The 16,444-nt window shown below is 49.9% G+C and carries 17 protein-coding genes and 1 pseudogene; 9 read left to right on the top strand and 9 right to left on the bottom strand.

Features of this window, described 5'->3' with window-relative positions:
* From EDD77_RS01675 to EDD77_RS01660, 4 genes and pseudogenes are all read left to right on the top strand, one after another.
* Positions 1-840 (top strand): nucleotidyl transferase AbiEii/AbiGii toxin family protein, encoded by an 840-nt coding sequence (locus tag EDD77_RS01675; RefSeq protein ID WP_058966242.1) that lies wholly within the window; start codon positions 1-3, stop codon positions 838-840.
* Positions 841-1,066: 226 nt separating this feature from the next.
* Positions 1,067-1,276: pseudogene (tnpA, locus tag EDD77_RS18785) on the top strand (IS66 family insertion sequence element accessory protein TnpA); the annotation flags it as partial.
* A gap of 377 nt (positions 1,277-1,653) precedes the next feature.
* Positions 1,654-1,953, top strand: coding sequence for an Ac45/VOA1 transmembrane domain-containing protein (locus tag EDD77_RS01665; protein ID WP_058966238.1), 300 nt, complete (start codon positions 1,654-1,656; stop codon positions 1,951-1,953).
* Positions 1,954-2,053: 100 nt separating this feature from the next.
* Positions 2,054-2,335, top strand: coding sequence for a toxic anion resistance protein (locus EDD77_RS01660; RefSeq protein ID WP_058966236.1), 282 nt, complete (start codon positions 2,054-2,056; stop codon positions 2,333-2,335).
* 140 nt (positions 2,336-2,475) lie between these two features.
* Here EDD77_RS01660 and EDD77_RS01655 read toward each other — a convergent pair whose 3' ends face one another.
* The 8 genes from EDD77_RS01655 to EDD77_RS01620 all read right to left on the bottom strand — a co-directional run bounded on the left by EDD77_RS01655 (position 2,476) and on the right by EDD77_RS01620 (position 7,441).
* Positions 2,476-2,676, bottom strand: coding sequence for a hypothetical protein (locus tag EDD77_RS01655; protein ID WP_058966235.1), 201 nt, complete (start codon positions 2,674-2,676; stop codon positions 2,476-2,478).
* Between the two features lie 55 nt (positions 2,677-2,731).
* Positions 2,732-3,259 carry a hypothetical protein gene (locus tag EDD77_RS01650; RefSeq protein WP_058966232.1) on the bottom strand — a complete coding sequence of 176 codons (528 nt, stop codon included), beginning with the start codon at positions 3,257-3,259 and terminating at the stop codon, positions 2,732-2,734.
* 34 nt (positions 3,260-3,293) lie between these two features.
* Positions 3,294-3,905 carry a hypothetical protein gene (locus tag EDD77_RS01645; protein WP_058966230.1) on the bottom strand — a complete coding sequence of 204 codons (612 nt, stop codon included), beginning with the start codon at positions 3,903-3,905 and terminating at the stop codon, positions 3,294-3,296.
* Positions 3,906-4,043: 138 nt separating this feature from the next.
* A complete protein-coding gene (locus tag EDD77_RS01640; protein WP_058966228.1) occupies positions 4,044-4,586 on the bottom strand; it encodes a flavodoxin domain-containing protein in 543 nt (180 codons plus the stop codon).
* A 9-nt stretch (positions 4,587-4,595) separates the two neighbouring features.
* Positions 4,596-5,348 (bottom strand): hypothetical protein, encoded by a 753-nt coding sequence (locus EDD77_RS01635; RefSeq protein WP_058966226.1) that lies wholly within the window; start codon positions 5,346-5,348, stop codon positions 4,596-4,598.
* Positions 5,345-5,842, bottom strand: coding sequence for a flavodoxin family protein (locus EDD77_RS01630; RefSeq protein WP_058966224.1), 498 nt, complete (start codon positions 5,840-5,842; stop codon positions 5,345-5,347). The genes EDD77_RS01635 and EDD77_RS01630 overlap by 4 nt, the downstream gene beginning before the upstream one ends.
* Before the next feature lie 58 nt (positions 5,843-5,900).
* Positions 5,901-6,671, bottom strand: a complete 771-nt coding sequence (locus EDD77_RS01625; RefSeq protein ID WP_058966222.1) for a hypothetical protein — start codon at positions 6,669-6,671, stop codon at positions 5,901-5,903.
* A gap of 47 nt (positions 6,672-6,718) precedes the next feature.
* Positions 6,719-7,441 carry a hypothetical protein gene (locus tag EDD77_RS01620; RefSeq protein WP_058966220.1) on the bottom strand — a complete coding sequence of 241 codons (723 nt, stop codon included), beginning with the start codon at positions 7,439-7,441 and terminating at the stop codon, positions 6,719-6,721.
* 376 nt (positions 7,442-7,817) lie between these two features.
* Between EDD77_RS01620 and EDD77_RS01615 the strand changes: the two genes are divergently transcribed.
* The 3 genes from EDD77_RS01615 to EDD77_RS01605 all read left to right on the top strand — a co-directional run bounded on the left by EDD77_RS01615 (position 7,818) and on the right by EDD77_RS01605 (position 10,261).
* Positions 7,818-8,240, top strand: coding sequence for a hypothetical protein (locus tag EDD77_RS01615; RefSeq protein WP_058966218.1), 423 nt, complete (start codon positions 7,818-7,820; stop codon positions 8,238-8,240).
* Positions 8,210-9,454 carry a hypothetical protein gene (locus EDD77_RS01610; protein ID WP_172733302.1) on the top strand — a complete coding sequence of 415 codons (1,245 nt, stop codon included), beginning with the start codon at positions 8,210-8,212 and terminating at the stop codon, positions 9,452-9,454. The genes EDD77_RS01615 and EDD77_RS01610 overlap by 31 nt, the downstream gene beginning before the upstream one ends.
* Before the next feature lie 333 nt (positions 9,455-9,787).
* Positions 9,788-10,261 carry a sensor histidine kinase gene (locus EDD77_RS01605; RefSeq protein ID WP_172733301.1) on the top strand — a complete coding sequence of 158 codons (474 nt, stop codon included), beginning with the start codon at positions 9,788-9,790 and terminating at the stop codon, positions 10,259-10,261.
* A 264-nt stretch (positions 10,262-10,525) separates the two neighbouring features.
* On the opposite strand, the gene EDD77_RS01600 is transcribed toward EDD77_RS01605, so the two are convergent.
* A complete protein-coding gene (locus EDD77_RS01600) occupies positions 10,526-11,467 on the bottom strand; it encodes a hypothetical protein (protein WP_058966212.1) in 942 nt (313 codons plus the stop codon).
* A 713-nt stretch (positions 11,468-12,180) separates the two neighbouring features.
* Here EDD77_RS01600 and EDD77_RS01595 point away from each other — a divergent pair.
* Positions 12,181-13,485, top strand: a complete 1,305-nt coding sequence (locus EDD77_RS01595; RefSeq protein ID WP_058966210.1) for an RNA-binding domain-containing protein — start codon at positions 12,181-12,183, stop codon at positions 13,483-13,485.
* 25 nt (positions 13,486-13,510) lie between these two features.
* Positions 13,511-16,441 (top strand): TOTE conflict system archaeo-eukaryotic primase domain-containing protein, encoded by a 2,931-nt coding sequence (locus tag EDD77_RS01590; RefSeq protein WP_058966208.1) that lies wholly within the window; start codon positions 13,511-13,513, stop codon positions 16,439-16,441.
* Positions 16,442-16,444: the final 3 nt, after the last annotated feature.

The raw sequence follows: 16,444 nt of genomic DNA, 5'->3' as shown, positions 1-16,444 counted from the left end.
ATGCAGCTTACACCAGATCAGGTAAAGGGGCGAATTAAAAGTGTCGCCCAAAAGAACAAAGCCGATGCAAGAACACTGATGCGAATCTACATGATGGAACGATTCTTGGAACGAGTTGCGGTTTCGCAGTACAAGGACAATTTCATCATCAAGGGTGGAATGCTTGTGACTGCGATGGTCGGCGTAGCACTCCGATCTACGATGGACATTGATACCAGTCTCAAGAATCAAAATCTTTCTGTGGAGGATGCACTTCGAATTGTAAATGAAATCAAGAATATTGACCTCGGAGACGGTGTGACATTCGAGATCAAAGAAGTTTCCAACATTATGGACGAAATGGAGTATCCGGGTATTCGGTTCACTATGAACGCCGTAATGGGGAAGCTCATTACTCCAATGAAAATTGATATTTCGACTGGCGACGTGATTACGCCTAGGGCAGTTGAGTATCAATATAAGTTGCTGCTGGATGACCGGTCAATCAGTCTATGGTCATACAACCTCGAAACCATCCTTGCGGAAAAGCTTCAGACGGTTCTTGCAAGAGGTCTCCTGAACACACGCATGAGGGATTTCTACGATATCAGAACGCTGCTTGCTATCTATGAACAGGAAATCAATGCAGAAGTTTTAGGAAGAGCGTTTGATGCCACTTGCAAAAAGCGGAGTACAGAAAATTTGAGAACGGACGCACCGCAGATTATTGCAGCCGTTGAGAACGATGAGCAACTGCATGCGTTGTGGAAGTCCTACCAGAATAAATATCCATACGCTGCCACAATCAGCTACGAGGACATCATGGAGAGCACAAAGTCCTTGCTGGGCATGATTCAATAGTCTGAACCTATCTTACCTCGTCAGAGAAATCTGACGGGGTATTTTTTATGCCAATTTTTAGCCTTGGGTGGAGAAAACGTAACCGCTCCATAATCCCCCGGCTACCGAAGGCTGAAAGGATGTGGGACAATAGGAGGAAATGGGACAAATGAGAAAAGAGGTCTCAAAAGTCTAAGAAGTCGCAAAAATCTCAGAAGTCTCAAAAGTCTCACAAAGGAGCAATAAAATGGGCAAGGAATATGTAAATCTGAAAAAGCAGCGGTGCCTGCAGCTTGTGCAGGAGTGTACGCACAGCGGAAAAAGCAAGCGGGAGTGGTGCGCAGAGAACGGCATTGGCTATTCCACCTTCATGCGGTGGCAAAAACGGCTTCGGGATGAATTGGCCGGAGAACTTTTGGCGCCGCAGGAGATCGTGCCGGTGCAGGTGGAACTGCCGGAACAATCTTCCCATCGGAGCACAGAGACGGCTCTGGAAAAGGCCGCGCCGGTGGTTTGCGAAGAAAGCATCGAGATCCGAACGGGCAATATCAGCATTCGTCTTCCCAAGGATACACCGGCCGGCTATCTGGCCGGCCTGGTATGGTCGTTTCTGTTGGTGTTGATGTCTCAAAGGATAAACACGATTGCTTCATTCTCAGCTCTGAGGGAGAAGTCTTAGCGGATGTGTTTACCATTATTCGGGTCGGGCGAAACTAACCTTCAAGTGTCGGGAGTTCGCAGCCACACCTAGTCGGAAAAGATAAAGCTACTACCGATGCTCTTTTAAATCCTGTACACTGGAAAGTGCCAACAACCCAGCGGAAAGGAAAAGCGATGAAAGAGCAAAATGGTAATGGCTTTGCACCAAGTATAGCACAGGTTGTTAGCGATATGAAGGGAAATCGTTCTTTTCAGGAGGCCATCGCACGGATAAGGCAAAAGCTCAGGAGCAGCCGGAAACGATGTATCGGCGTACTGCTGATCCTGCTCGGTATTGTTTTGGGGATTGTTTCCAGGGCGGCGGGCGGATCTCCGTCCCAGGATTTCACCTCCGGTATCCTCATGGGTCTCTCGGCCGGCATCCTTCTTGTTGGGATTCTTGCAGTCCTGCTGTCCTTCATCCGGAGGCGATGATATACTGGATAAAGCTTCCAACCTGCCGAAGCTTCATGCCGAGGCGTCGGACGAGGACGATCCTATGAGCGCCCAGGTGGTATGAGGTTTTGTAGACGCCGTGAACCGCTTTGAAAAGAAAATTCACGACCTAAAGCTGAGCAAAAACGTCGCCATCCAGACTGCGCCGCAGATCCGGTTGATCCAGAGCAACGATAAAATGCCGGCAGATAAAATCCAAATGGCGGCTCTCAGCACCGTTCCACTGTGGGAAAGCCAGATCAAGATCGCTCTGGGACTGCACCGGCAGGAGGGCCGCGCTGCCCGCCAGAGTGCGGAAGCGGACCTCCTGAGGATCGAGCGGCAGCTTAAAAAGGCGCTACTTGAAGCTGCGCAGCAGTAATAGACAAAATGGCAAAATCCCTTTCAGGTTGCAAAACTGACTGCTCAGCACAACCTGAAAAGGGATTTTATGTTTTTGCTGTGTGTAGCAGGATAAGCTTATTCACAGATAAGCAGCGTAAATTGGGTGGAATTTTTATTTTATCCTTTTTCGTGCTCACAAACTTCGGTCGGTTGGGGAGTCTTTATCTGTCTAAAAACCAGAATCCCCTTGGAAGAAGGTGTAATAGAACAAGAAACCAGTTCAAATCCTTCCTGTTCCATTTGATTGGCTACATCTTCGATTCTTGCCGCCATTTCCTTTGCTTTAGGAGAGTATTTTACAACAATCGTCTTATACATTCTGAAGCCTCCTTGTTATCTTTTTTGGAGTGTGTGAGCGCAAATTATTTTACGGCTACGATTTTCTTAAAAAATCCAGCAGGATCCGTTCCTGCTCCACTGGAAAGGTGCGGGGAATCCAGAGCGTCTTGGAAAAGGCATTTTTCTGATGCGTACCGTAGGCGTCCTTTGTCTTCCGGGTAAATATTCCCCGGATACAGATGGATCGTCTTCCCACAGAATACTCTTTCAGCCGGAGCAGCACAAAGGCAAATTCCACCCGCTCGTCCATGCTGCCGCTATGACCGGTATAGCACAGCCGGTTTTCCGAGAGATATACGCGCTGAACCAAAGACGTCCCTGAGCAGTTTGCCCAGTACATCAGAAGCGGGATCACAGCGAAGATCGAGGCGGCCGCCAGAGCCATAAACGGCTGACGCAGCATCAAGACCGCCAACTGGTCCTGATGGTTCTTGGTGAAATACAGCACGAGAAAAGAAAGCAGGAACGCGCCCGGGCAAACCGCCAGCACAAGCAGCTTCGGCAGCCGCAGATACTGTTTGCGGCGAATGAGATCGGTTTCTAGGACCAGGCTGCCGGACACAACTGCGGCCTGCCGCTCCTTGTCCCGCTTTCTTTCATGTTCCGCCTTGTCCCTTAAACCCGGAGATAAAAGTGAGAATGAGTGGAATCAACAGCAGGAGCAAAGCGGTCAGGGCGATGGTAAAAATAAAAGCGTTGCTTGCCGCGTTGGATAACGGTGCGAAGGTGACGATGCAGACCAGCAGCGTCAATATCTCCAGGATCAGCATATAAAAGGCGATGGGAAGGAAAATATTTAAAAACCGCTTGCCTTTCAGATTGTACCGTTTGCTCCTGTTCAGGCTTTTCAGCCCTTTGCTTTCGATGAGTCCGCTGCTCAGATCCGCTGCGGTCTGGGCATTGGACAGATTTGCAAGCATCAATATGGCAGTGACGGCAAGCAGAACGCCCCTGTTTTGTTCGGCGGTATCTTTTTCTTTATGCTTTATTGCGGCCAGAATTGTCAAAACAATTTTTACGATCAGAGAGAGATAAATGGGGCCGAACAGCATGAAAAACATCCGCAGATCGAAAAACATATCCTCGGAAAGGCCAATTTTTTGAGCGGGGATCCGCCCGAGAAGCCAGCCGGTCCCGATAAACACTGCGTAGGATATCACAACCTTAATCAGCCATTTTACAAAGCGGACAGTTCGCTTTTCAGCCATAAACCATTTCCTTTCCGATACGCGTGAAAGCACCCGATTGATAAGAGAGCGTAAAATAATGCGCTCGTGGCACCTACATAGAATCCCTCGCAGCAGAGAAAGCCAAACTGGCTAAGCTATGCATTCAAATAATTTTTCTTACCTGCTTTCCCTCTGCATCTCATTGATAATCGGCCGCAGGGAAGCGAAATCGACAAAATCTGCCTGCTTGCCGTAGGTTTCCATTAACGCCTTGTCTTCTTCGCTCCATTCTTCCGCCGGTTTCTTTTGCAGAGATCGGTGCAGTAGCGCCATCATGGTTCGGTGTCCCAGAGATAGCGCCTGATAATCAATGGCGCCTCGCAGATGGAAAACCGCTGCTCTGCCATATAGCTGGGCGGGAATCTGTTTTTGCAGGGAGTTCCGGATATTCTCCCGATTTTGCGGTATATCCGGATCAGCCAGCCCGACCGTAACGATCACCAGCCTTTGATGCTCTCCGAATGACTGCCTTCGCAGCGTCTTTGTCAATCCCAGAACGCCTCCGGCATACAGCGCGCCGATATACACGATCGTTTCCAGTTTGGAAAGCGGCGGTGCTTCTTGATAGCTGACAGCAGGGATATCTGTTTGCTTTGACAGCTCCTGCGCATACCGGCGGGCGCTTCCGTACCTGCTTCCGTATAAAATGACAGACTTCATGCAATCACCTTACCCCTTATTACGAGAACAATCGTCCTGTTTTAAAAGTGCGAACAGGAACCGGCCGCAAGACAGAGAGGATAGAATCATAAACAGATCGGCAATCGGAACAAACAGGAAGGATGGAAGCAGCACACGGGTGTAGCGGCTCTTTACGGTTTTGCGCTTGTAAACGGCCTCAGACAACCGGGCCAGGCAAAACAATACACCGAAATTGAAAAACAGCCAGCTTCCCGCCTGAATGGCGAGGGTATAAAGCATGTCCGGCGGTACGCTTCCTGCCGTAAGAAACGAAACGGCGATCTGTACGATAGATAGCGCGATCAAAACAGGATAGACGATTCCCAGCACCCGCAGCATGACGCCTCCGCCAATCCCGATCCCGCCGCTCCAGATAGCGCCGGAATGCAGGCACCAGGATTCCAGTATCCGCAGTGCAGTACGGTTTTGCTGTCCCTCTATAAAGCCGTTGTTGGCAATGGCGTACAGGCGGAACCGAAGAGAACGGGCTTTACAATATTCTTCTGCCAGCGATAGGAACTCTGCTAAATGAGAGGGCAATCCATCCACATAAAGCGGGAAAGAGATACACACGGCGTCCGCGCTGCCCAACTGGGAAAGCGCATGGTCAAAGTCTTTCCGGCTCCGCAGAGGAACCGTTTTTTTGACAAGGCCGGGAAGAAACAGCCGGAGGATACCGGAGAAAAATTGAGAAGCGCCGCCTCTCTTTTTGGGGCTTGCATTGAAGATCAGCAGCTTCATGATATTGCTCCCCTGATCTGTGCAGGATTTTGGAAAAACAGCGTTTCCGCTGTTTTGTATCCAAGGTTGAGCCGGTTACGCTCGGCAAGCTCTGTGGCAGTCTGCCGTTCCGATTCCGTAGAATCTCCGTAAAAGAGAACCCGCAGCAGTTTTCGCTGCGGGTAGCGCCCTATATGATGGGTTTGGCCGCCCCGCCAGGTAAAGAAGGGGAGGGATACTCCAATAGCGCGGTCCAAAACAGCCTTGACGCCGGGGCTGTAGCCGCCGTAGCACAAACGGCTGATAATGATCAGCGGGTCGCTTTGCCCGATCAATGCGCCCGCATGTTTCAAGGAGTCGTCCATCACACAGAATCCGGTATTTTTCAGCCAGCATGCAAAGCAGCCACTGCACGGAGCATACTGGCCGTCCGCAGTGAAAACCACGACATTTTCATCTGGAAGTTCAAAAGCAGAGAAGTCTGCTTTATTAAGATCATGAATGATCGTTTTCAAAACGCAATCCTTTCTTTTTTGACGTTATCCCGGACAGGAAAGAGCGCCCGCTTGACGTTCAAGACCCGCTTTTCTCAGGGACAACCTTCGTAGCGATATCCGTTACGATACCGAAAAAGTCCTTCCTGCCCGGCACAACGCTGATGTCGATATATTTGCCTGGAACCATATGCTTAAGCATCTTGTCGTTTAGATAAAGGGTGCGGTTCATGACCGTGTCTCCCGCCGCATTGTCCGTGATCCGAACCGTCGCTTCCGCTTCCCAGTCCCCGGCTTCCTCTTTCCCGGTCAGCCGCAGGTTTTCCAGCAGCGCTTTTTTGACCACGCTGTTTCTGCTAAGCTCCATGCGCTGTTCATAGGTCAGCTCGCCCGGATGTTTTCGGCACTGGTAGCGGGCGATGCGCTCATTCAGCACATCGGCATCCGGATTATCATCCCCGATGGCATGGGAGCGGTCTGCCGGGTCATACCGGATGGAGAGCGGCGCTTCGACGGAGCACATGGGAAGCTGCGCCCTCGGGATGATTTCCGTCACGGTGGTATCAAAAAAAGTCCCGTCCTCGGCCAGTGCGTCCACCACGAAGCGAAACTCGGGATTGTCATTGACGCATCGTCCCGTATGCTTTGCGGAACGGATAAAACCCAAGGCCTTCACTGTGCGGGCATCCCTCCAGCGCTGCTCCTTCTCCCTTTTCCGCCTTTCGGATCTGGCCGGGAGCACAAATCCCAGCAGGATACACAGCGCAATGACCACCGCAGATATGATCACGGTGGCCCGAATCGGATTTTCAGCCATCCAGTTGAAAAAAAGACTCCATACGTTTTCCACGAAACGGTCAACCCCTTTCTCTGTATCAAACGGACGCCGTATTCCTCTTAACTGATGCCGGATGCCACGGAGGTATCCAGTACAAAAACAAAGAGATTTTCCCTGCCCGGGATGACGCGCACGTCCACATACCGCCCGGGAATCAGGTATTCCAAAGCCGTATTGGGTACATACAGCGTTCGCTCGAATGTATGGCCGCTCTGCTCCTCGCCGGCAAGCTGGATGGCCGCTTCTGCCTCATAGTCCCCGGCCTCTTCTTTCCCGGTCAGCCGGAAGCTTTTCAGCAACGCCTTTTTCATCACGCCGTTTTTTAACAGCTCCATCCGCTGTTCATAGGAAAGATCGCCCGGGTGCTTTTGGCACAGATAGCGGGCGGCGCGTTCCTGCGCCAGCGATTCATCCGGATGGTAGTCCCACACTGCCCGGATTCTGTCGTCCGGGTTATAGCGGATGGGGATCGCCCTGCCGGGAACCATACCGGCCATCGCCGTTATGGGGATGATTTTCCGCACGCTGGTCTGGAACACCGTTCCGTCCTCCGCCAGGGCGTCCAGTTCAAAAAGCAGCTGCGGGTTTTCGTTGACATACAGGCCGGTCTGCCGGGTGGAGCGGATAAATCCCACGGTCTGTACGGTGCAGGAATTTTTGCTGACATGCCCTTTCGTCAGCCTGCGGACTACGGTTAAAGACGGAATCGCAACCGCCAGGATGACGATCACTGTAATGATTCCGTTCGAATTTGACAGCAGCCAGTCAAAGAAAGCCCCCATAAAAAACGCCTCATCCATTAGATACAACAATTCAGTATAATTATATCGTGATTCGTGTTTGACATCTATCATGAGCAGGCTAAGATTGCGTAAAATTATGGCATGATCCCGGAACTGATTCAAAAGATTTCATTAAATGCTATCATTATCAGGAACAAGCCTTTCTGACATTTTCATGGACTTCCTTCCCACTCCTCAGCGAGCATCACATCTTCCAGAATCTCGTCGTAGCCAAATTATTGGGTAACCTTGTGCCTTTCTCGCCTAATATTTACGGGTATTTTACCCTGATTTCACATCGTAAAATAAGATAAGTGCTATAACTAAGATGGAATCGGATCCACTGACCCATGAACAAAACAACGAGGTGAACTATATGACTTTGTTCATGAATGAGAAAGATATGAATGAAATGTTAGCCAGTATTTGCCCGGACGGGGAAACGTACCAGGGAAAAGCATGGGGGACCTTGATGTCTGGGACGGCTGAAATGTTGGCACTGGGAGCTTTGAGTAATGTATATTGTTATGTTGGCGTGACAGAAAAAACATTGGTTATCGCAGTGTTGGAAACTTTTGATATCTCGCATATTTACGGTAAAATCTGCATTCCGTTTGACCAGTTTGACGAACTGAAAGTACAAAAAGGTTTACTGCCTTCCCAGCGGATCATCAAAGCGAAAAGCGGGAAAACCAAAATAAAATTGTCGCTGGTCAACAACAGCATCACCGCCAAAATCAAAGATCAAAAACAGGGGATGCTCGCGATTTGCGAGGTACTGGAGCGTTTGAAACACTGATTTTCATAAAAGCAAGAGAGAAAATGAACAATATAAATGAGAACCGAACAGACGAAAGAACACCCGGCGGCGAAAAAAACAAGGCGGAGTTAAAATGGTTTATTTTGTTCCTTGCCGTCATCTTTTTTCTGCCGATCACCATCCTCGCGGTGATGGAATGGTTTACAAGCGCCGATGCCTTTGCCATCGGAATCACGGGGTTTATGCAAGCCGTCATTGTCCATGGCGGTTTAGGGCTGGTAGCGGTGATCATCGCCCTTGTCTTATTCGTACTGCTGATTCGGCCGGACGCAACGTTCCTGCAAAAGGTCGGCAGAACCGCAGGCATTCTGCTATGCGTCGCCGCCGCTTTCTTCCTTGTCCGGCCGCTCGTTTTGGACATTCCCTATCTCAAGCGCCCGGAAGCCGCCTATTTGGAGCGGCTGGAATTTGAATATTCGCGAGGGATCGGGGACTATGGTTCGGACGACTATTATCTGCGCGGCGTAGATATGACCGGCGAGCGGCATTCCTTTGAAATCAGTGAAAAGAGGTACGAGGAAGGGCGCGCGCTGTGGGGCGGGAACGACTACAATCTGTTTGCGAAAGTCACCTACCTGCCGCACACCTCCACCTTGATGTCGCTCGAATTTATGACAGAACTCGACGCGTCAGGGGCAGAATTGTACCCACCATCCCCTGAACTCCCGAATGATTGGGAAAGTTTTTCAATCCAGATCAATGATACGGTTTATACATTACCAGTTCCCCTTGCGGCTTTCCTTGACGATGGGTGGGTGATTTCCGAGGAGGATGCCGGGCTTTCTCTGGCTGGCGCGGAAGGCCCGTATGCGTCCTATGAATGGGAATGGGTCTCGTTGACCAATGACCACGAGCAGGATATCAGCGTCTGTGTCTTCAACACCACCGAAAGCACGATCCCCGTCGCCGAGAGCACGGTGGGAGGTATTCATGTAATATATGGCAACTACGACTTTTCCGGTACAGAACTACGCCTTCCCGGTGGGTTGATGCTGGGATGGTCTACCAGAGAAGATGTCTTAAAACTGTATGGCCAACCGAACGATAGCTTTGAGGCAACCTATGGTGGATATAGCTTGAAATACGAAATTGATGACCCTCTTGACCCGGCCTCTTGGAAGCTTGGTTTTGATGATTCAGGCATTCTAGACGATGTTATGGTACACCACCAGGCTTATTTCCGTTCTGACTAACGTCATGGAATATGTACATCTTACCAGTCATCATTTAAGGCAAAGAAAACCGCTTGTCCTAGTGACCCTTATCTCGGCCATAGGGACAGGCGGTTTAGTTTTTTCTGATTGCTTACACGCTGCTGATCTTGTGTCGTGTTTATGCAAAATTTTAGGGCCGCGGTGAAAGGCGACGGCTCAGAAGCTCAAAAAAGAAAAATGTATAACTCCAGGGTAATCTCCCCTTGACAAATCGGTTTCCAGAAGGAAATGGTAGAGACTATCCTTCGCAGTGCGGTTCGAGTGCAGGAGTATCTGGTACAACTTCGAGCCATGACCAGCCCGGAAGGATTGATGGAACAACAGAAAGAACAGGTCTCTCTGGAACACCTGGCAGAAGGCTGGAAGCGAACAGGGCAAAGCCTTTGCGGAGCCAAACAGGTCGAATTCATCTGTTCTTCGGTTCCGCCTATTTCTCTTTGGGTATATCCTGCTGCTTTGGATCGGGCAGTGACGAATCTTCTGGATAATGCGGTGCGTTATACCCCGGCGGGTGGCAAAGTGGTTCTGAATATACTACTGGAAGAGAAACAGGTGAAACTTTCGGTGGAGGATACTGGCCCCGGGTTTTCAGCTGCGGCCCTCGCCAAGGGCGGCCAGCCCTTTTTCACCAGTGATGCCAGCCGCCCTCAGGAGGGGCATCTGGGGATGGGCCTGTTTGGCGCCGCACAGACTGCAAAACAGCATGGTGGTTCTCTTCATCTTTCAAATACCTCGCAGGGAGCAAAAGTGGAATTGAATTTGCCGGTAACGAATATGCGGGAATGAAGTAATTATGCGTTAATTGAACAAGAGGGATCTGCTGTTTGTCAGCGGATCCCTCTTATTTATGTGGAAGAACTGAAAACCGACCTTCCTGTGATTCTGGAACCGGATAATCCTGGTTGGAGCTTTCCGGTGCGGAACAGGGAAGAACTGTACCGGAAAGCCCATGGAGCACTGGTATGCAGACCGTTTTGGATTTATCTCGAACGGGATCCGAAGTGGAGCGGTGAAGAAAGTTTCACTCGGCAAAGGTGCGACTCACGAATCTTACATGGAGATACCCGCGACCAGCTGCTCTATTTCCCGAGAAATGCGGGACAGCTCTGCGTCCGTCTGGTTTATCAATGTGTGTAAATGGTTCAGAACAATTTCAATCTGATTCCGGATGAGCTGCACCTGCTGCTGGGACTGGCGAATCTGATCCAGTACGGCCCAGTCGGCAAAGATCCCATCAAAGAAGTAATCGGCCACGCGCAGGAAACCATCAATGCTGACCTGAATGTCAGCATTAATCGTCACATCGGCCAGCTCGGTTTTGAAGCGACGCAGCTGCGACTGCAGGGTTTCCACAGAAGCCTGTGCCTGGTCCAGATGGCTGTGCTTTGCCAGATCCGAGAGCAGTCCGCCGCCGACCAGATCCCAGGTTCCCCAGCCTTCTGCACTGTTCAGTTCGGACAGAATTTGATCCGCACAGGACAGTGCGGCATTACCAGCGATCAGAGCTTCCTGCAATTCCCGCTTTTGGCTGTCCAGATAGCCGTTCCGTTCTTCCAGCTGTAGAATCTTTTCCGCAGTGGGCCCGCCGGCTGCTTTTACGGCAAGTGTTTTTTCCTGCAAAAGGGAATCGTAGCGAGCCTCACAGCCCCAGAGCGAATTCCGCTCGTCTTCGCATTGTTTCAAATCCCGCTCAATGCCTTCCAGCTCCCTGGCAGCGGCATCGTATTTTACCTGAGCGGCGTAGGCTTCCTGCTGCTCTTTGGTCAGCTTTTCGTCCATTTTGCCAACCATCTGATAAAAGAAAGCAGCCAGACTGCGTTCCTCCAGCCGTTCCACATCTGCCTGTTCTTTGGAGAGGACCTTTCGAAGCTCATCCGCACGGTCGGCATAGGCTTTGCGCTGGATGCGCAGTTCATCCATGGAAGCTTCCAGTTTTTTCTTGCGGGTGCACTGGGCCTGTAATTGACGCAGCTGTTCATCATAGCATTTCATGAGCAAACATCCCTTCCTGCCTGACTGCATTTTGTACCTTCCGGATGACGAAATGCGCGGAATTTTGGAACTATCTTTATAAAAACGATACAGGAATTCAGACAGGGTGTCAATAGAAGGGAAAACTGCTCCGCATTTTCCGGAAATGGGGAGGGAATCTTCTGTCAGGCGGGCGAAAAAAGGGGACTCTACTGTTGTTCGGTTGCCACTCAGCCGGATCACTGGTATGATTTTCTCGAGGTGAGCGGAGTGTTTGCAATTGATAAGGAAAAATTCGGGGCCTTTGTGGCACGGCTGCGCGAGGAAAAGGGGCTGGTTTAGAAGAAAGTGGCAGAGCGGATGTATGTGTTGGATAAGGTTCATAGCTGAATTAAAAAATTGTTTGCTGATTTTTCTACCGCCTTCTTTGAACCTTTTCGCTGCTCCGGCAGTTCCCACTTTTCGCCCTGCTTGGTGCAAGGAATCCTTTCGCCTTTTTGGGATTTGTATGGGATTGGATTCGGTGTATTATAAAGACGTTCCGCCCGGTTTTAGGGGGCGATGATAGGCCAATCACCTCAGAACAGAGGAGCAGAAACTGCGCCGTATAAACCCAATAATCCTCTGGACTGTGGGTTTTGACAACACGGAACGATGCTCTTGGCAGATGAATATATTTTGACAAGAATGACAAGTATGAATATAATGAAAACTAAGAAAAGGAGGCACGATGTATGGTATTTGTTGAGAGTGAAGTTGTTGAACTAAAAGCAGAGGTTGTGGGAGATATCTGCAAAGAAGTCGTTGCCTTTGCCAACACAAAAGGTGGCACGCTATATATTGGCGTCAGTAATGACGGAACTGTCTTGGGGATCAAAAACACCGACCAAGTCATGTTGCAGCTAAACAATATGATTCGAGATTCTATTAAGCCTGATGTGACAATGTTTGTGGGCTATGAGACCCAGCATGTCGGCGACAAAGATATCATTGCCGTGACCATTCAAAAAGGAACCGACCGGCCCTATTATCTGGGCAGTAAGGGATTGAAACCCAGTGGGGTCTATGTCAGGAACGGTACTTCTTCTGACCCAGCTACAGATACTGCGATCCGAAGAATGATTAAAGAAACTGATGGCGACAGCTTCGAATCCATGCGTTCACTGGAACAAAACCTCAGCTTTGACGCGGCAAAGAAGCAATTTGAAAAGCAGAATATCCCATTTGATGCTGCAAAAATGCAGACCCTTGGGATGATTTCTGCAGATGGTATTTACTCCAATGTAGCACTCCTCCTGTCCGATCAGTGTCCCGGCACCATCAAGGCGGCGACTTTCTCGGGGGAAGATAAAGGAAGTTTTCAGGATAGAAGAGAATTTGACGGTTCGCTGTTTCAGCAAATGGAGGAGCTATACAGCTATCTCGATCTGCGTAACCAGACAAAGGCAACGTTTGATGGGCTATACCGAATCGATACACGGGATTATCCGGAAGATGCACTGAGGGAAGCGATGTTAAACTCACTGGTTCACAGAGACTATTCTTTCCGTGCAAGCACCCTTGTCAGTGTATATGCGGACAGAATTGAATTTGTCTCTGTGGGTGGGCTGCCAACTGGCATTGCACTTGACGACATTATGCTGGGACTCTCTGTTTGCCGAAATCCCAAACTGGCAGCCGTATTTTATCGTCTGCAGCTGATTGAGGCATACGGCACAGGTATGCCTAAAATCATAAACGCCTACACGGAGAAGGAGTTGAAGCCCAAAATCGAGGTGTCGAGCAACGCATTCAAAATCACGCTGCCAAACAGGAACGCCAGCGCAAATCATACAGTGACACTGGTTGGTACGCTCAAAAGCGAAGAGCAACAGATTCTGGATTTCATTGGTTCACATGGTCATATCGTGCGCAGTGATGTGGATCAGCTGCTGGAGGTAAGCCAGGCTACAGCCAACCGGATTCTGAAACGAATGGTGGCGGAGGGGCTCATTTATCAGATCGGAAACGGCAGGAAAACAAAGTATAGACGGAAGTAACTGCTGGTGTAGAAAGGGGCTGTGTATGAATCGAAAAGCGATTATCAGTGGACGGGAGTATACACTTCTTGAAATTGTCCCGTCTCTGGATGGAGAGCAGGCGCTGCTTCTCTGTGAAGATGAAAACGGCAAAAGGGCGGTTTGCTCCGAGCCGTTGTGGCGCAGCTGTGCGCGAACGGATGTACAGTCTGCCCCAGTTCACGCACATAGCTCCTCACGAGAAAAAATTCAGTATTTCCTCTCTGTTTTCAAAGGGCGGGAAGATGTATATGCACGCCGGTATCACAGCACGACCACCGGAAAAACCGGTTACACCCCTGTCTGTAAAAACGAATGGGTGCATGGCCTGTGTGATAAGAAGAAATACAGGTGCGCAGAATGTCCCAATCGCGAGTTTCGGCCGCTCACGGCCGATGTAGTCAAGGCGCATTTGATGGGCCGTGATGCTTTGTGCAGAGATGTGGCGGCGATCTATCCAATGCTGGAGGACAACAAAACCTGGCTGTTGGCTGCGGATTTTGATGAAGAAAACTGGAAACTTGATGTGACTGCATTTTGTAAATCCTGCAATGATGCGGGACTTGTACCGGCAGTGGAACGCTCTCGTTCCGGAAATGGCGCCCATGTCTGGTTTTTCTTTTCGGAGCCTGTTTCCGCCGCCGATGCCAGGCGCTTGGGGAGCGGTTTGCTGACTCGGACAATGTCGTGCCGGCATGAACTATCCTTTTCATCCTATGATCGTTTGTTCCCGTCTCAGGATCTTGTTCCGAAGGGCGGTTTCGGGAATTTGATTGCCTTGCCATTTCAAGGACAGGCGCAGAAAGACGGAAATTCTCTGTTTGTGGATGACCGCTTTGAGCCTTATCCTGATCAGTGGGCATTTCTGTCCTCCTTGCCGAAAATCACGCCGGAACAGTTGGAAGAAGTTTTAAGGAAACTGTGTTATCATGGGGACATGGGAGAATTGGCGGATGCTGAGGAGAAGCAAGTGCCCTGGAAACGCAAGCGAACCCAGACAAAACTGACGCGCAGAGATTTTCCGTTGCAGGTAAACCTGCATCGTTCTAATTTGATTTACATTGAGAAAAAGGGCTTCTCTCAAGGAGCGTTGAATACGCTCAAACGGCTTGCGGCGTTTCCAAATCCGGAATTTCGCTCCAAACAAGCCATGCGTATTTCCGTTTATGGCATTCCTCGTGTTCTGGACTGCGGCTATGAGGACGAGGAATACATCGCTCTTCCCCGTGGTTGTATAGATGAACTTCTGGGGTCATTGAATCAATATGAAGTCCCTGTTGTTCTGGAAGATCACAGATCACTGGGACATTCCATTGATGTGGAATTTAATGGAGTGCTGCGCCCAGAACAGGAACCTGCCGCCAGAGCGTTGCTGGATGCAGACATGGGTGTTCTGTCTGCAACGACTGCGTTTGGGAAAACCGTAATTGGCGCCTATTTGATTGGACAGCGCAAAGTCAATACCCTGGTATTAGTGCAGTCCAGTGCATTGTTGGAACAGTGGAAATCCTCGCTGGAACAATTTCTGAATATCCATGAAGTTCTGCCGGAACCGCCCAAAAAGCGGGGCAGGAAGAAAAAACAGCACCTCATTGGCCAAATTGGCAGCGGAAAGAATACCCGCAGTGGGATCGTCGATATTGCCACCATGCAGTCTCTGCTTGAGGGAGGAGAAAAGTCCGTAAAGTCTTTTGTGACAGAGTACGGAATGGTCATTGTGGATGAGTGCCATCATGTGGCCGCATTCACCTTCGAAACCGTGCTGAAAGCAGTGGAAGCCAAATATGTTTACGGATTGTCTGCCACCCCTGTCCGCAAGGACGGTCATCATCCCATCATCTTTATGCAGTGCGGCCCCGTCCGGTATTTGGTGGATGCCAAAAGTCAGGCGGAAAAGCGAAGATTCTCCCATATGGTCATTCCCAGATTCACACGTCTAAGACTGCCGAATGCCAACGGGATTCAGGATATGTACGCCGGTGTGATTGAAAATCACAACCGGAATGCACTGTTGGTGTCAGACACGTTAAAGTTGATTCAGGAGGGGCGCACCCCAATTCTTCTGACGGAACGGAAAGACCACGCTGTACTGCTTGCCGGTCATCTGTCAGGCAAGGTAAAACATGTTTTCCTGCTCATTGGCAGTGACAAGCAAAAGGATAAGCGTGAAAAGCTGACGGCATTGCAGAATGTGCCTGACGGTGAGGACGTGGTAGTCGTTGCTACCGGAAAATATATTGGAGAAGGCTTTGACGCCCCGCGGCTGGACACCCTGCTCCTGGCTATGCCCATATCGTGGAAAGGTACATTGGCACAGTATGCCGGACGTCTCCACAGAAATTATGAAGGAAAGCAGGAAGTTCGTATCTACGATTATGTGGATATCCATGTTCCGACTCTGGAGCGGATGTATCATAAACGCCTGAAAGGTTATGCGGAACTTGGATATCAGGTCAAATTCGGTGCAGCGGATCAGTCTGTCAGTGTGATTTATGATGGACACTCATCTATGCTTCCTTTTGAGCAGGACTTGGATGATGCCATCCGCAGCGTGGTTATCGTCAGTCCTTATCTGCAAAAAGAAAGAATCGTGAAATTGCTTCCCTCTTTGCAGAAGGCGGTCGCTTCCGGTGTCGAAATTGTAATCCATACCAGAACGTTAGATGACAGAGAACTCTCAAATCAGGAAAGCGTGCGTGAAACGATCAAGATGCTGGAACTGGCGGACATTGTGGTTCATACGCACAAGGCGCTCAATCAGCGGTATGCCGTCGTTGATGAAAGCGTTGTGTGGTATGGAGGAGTGGATTTTCTTGCGTTTGGCAGAAAAGATACGGATGTACTCCGGTTCACAAATTCGGATATTGCCGGTGAATTTCTGGCACTTTGCGGTCATGCAGAAAGCGAACAACTTGTCATGGAAGATGTTTCTATGTAGGGG

Source organism: Allofournierella massiliensis (genome assembly GCF_004345265.1).
GTDB classification, from domain to species: domain Bacteria; phylum Bacillota; class Clostridia; order Oscillospirales; family Ruminococcaceae; genus Allofournierella; species Allofournierella massiliensis.
This window is presented reverse-complemented; position numbering and strand designations above follow the sequence as displayed.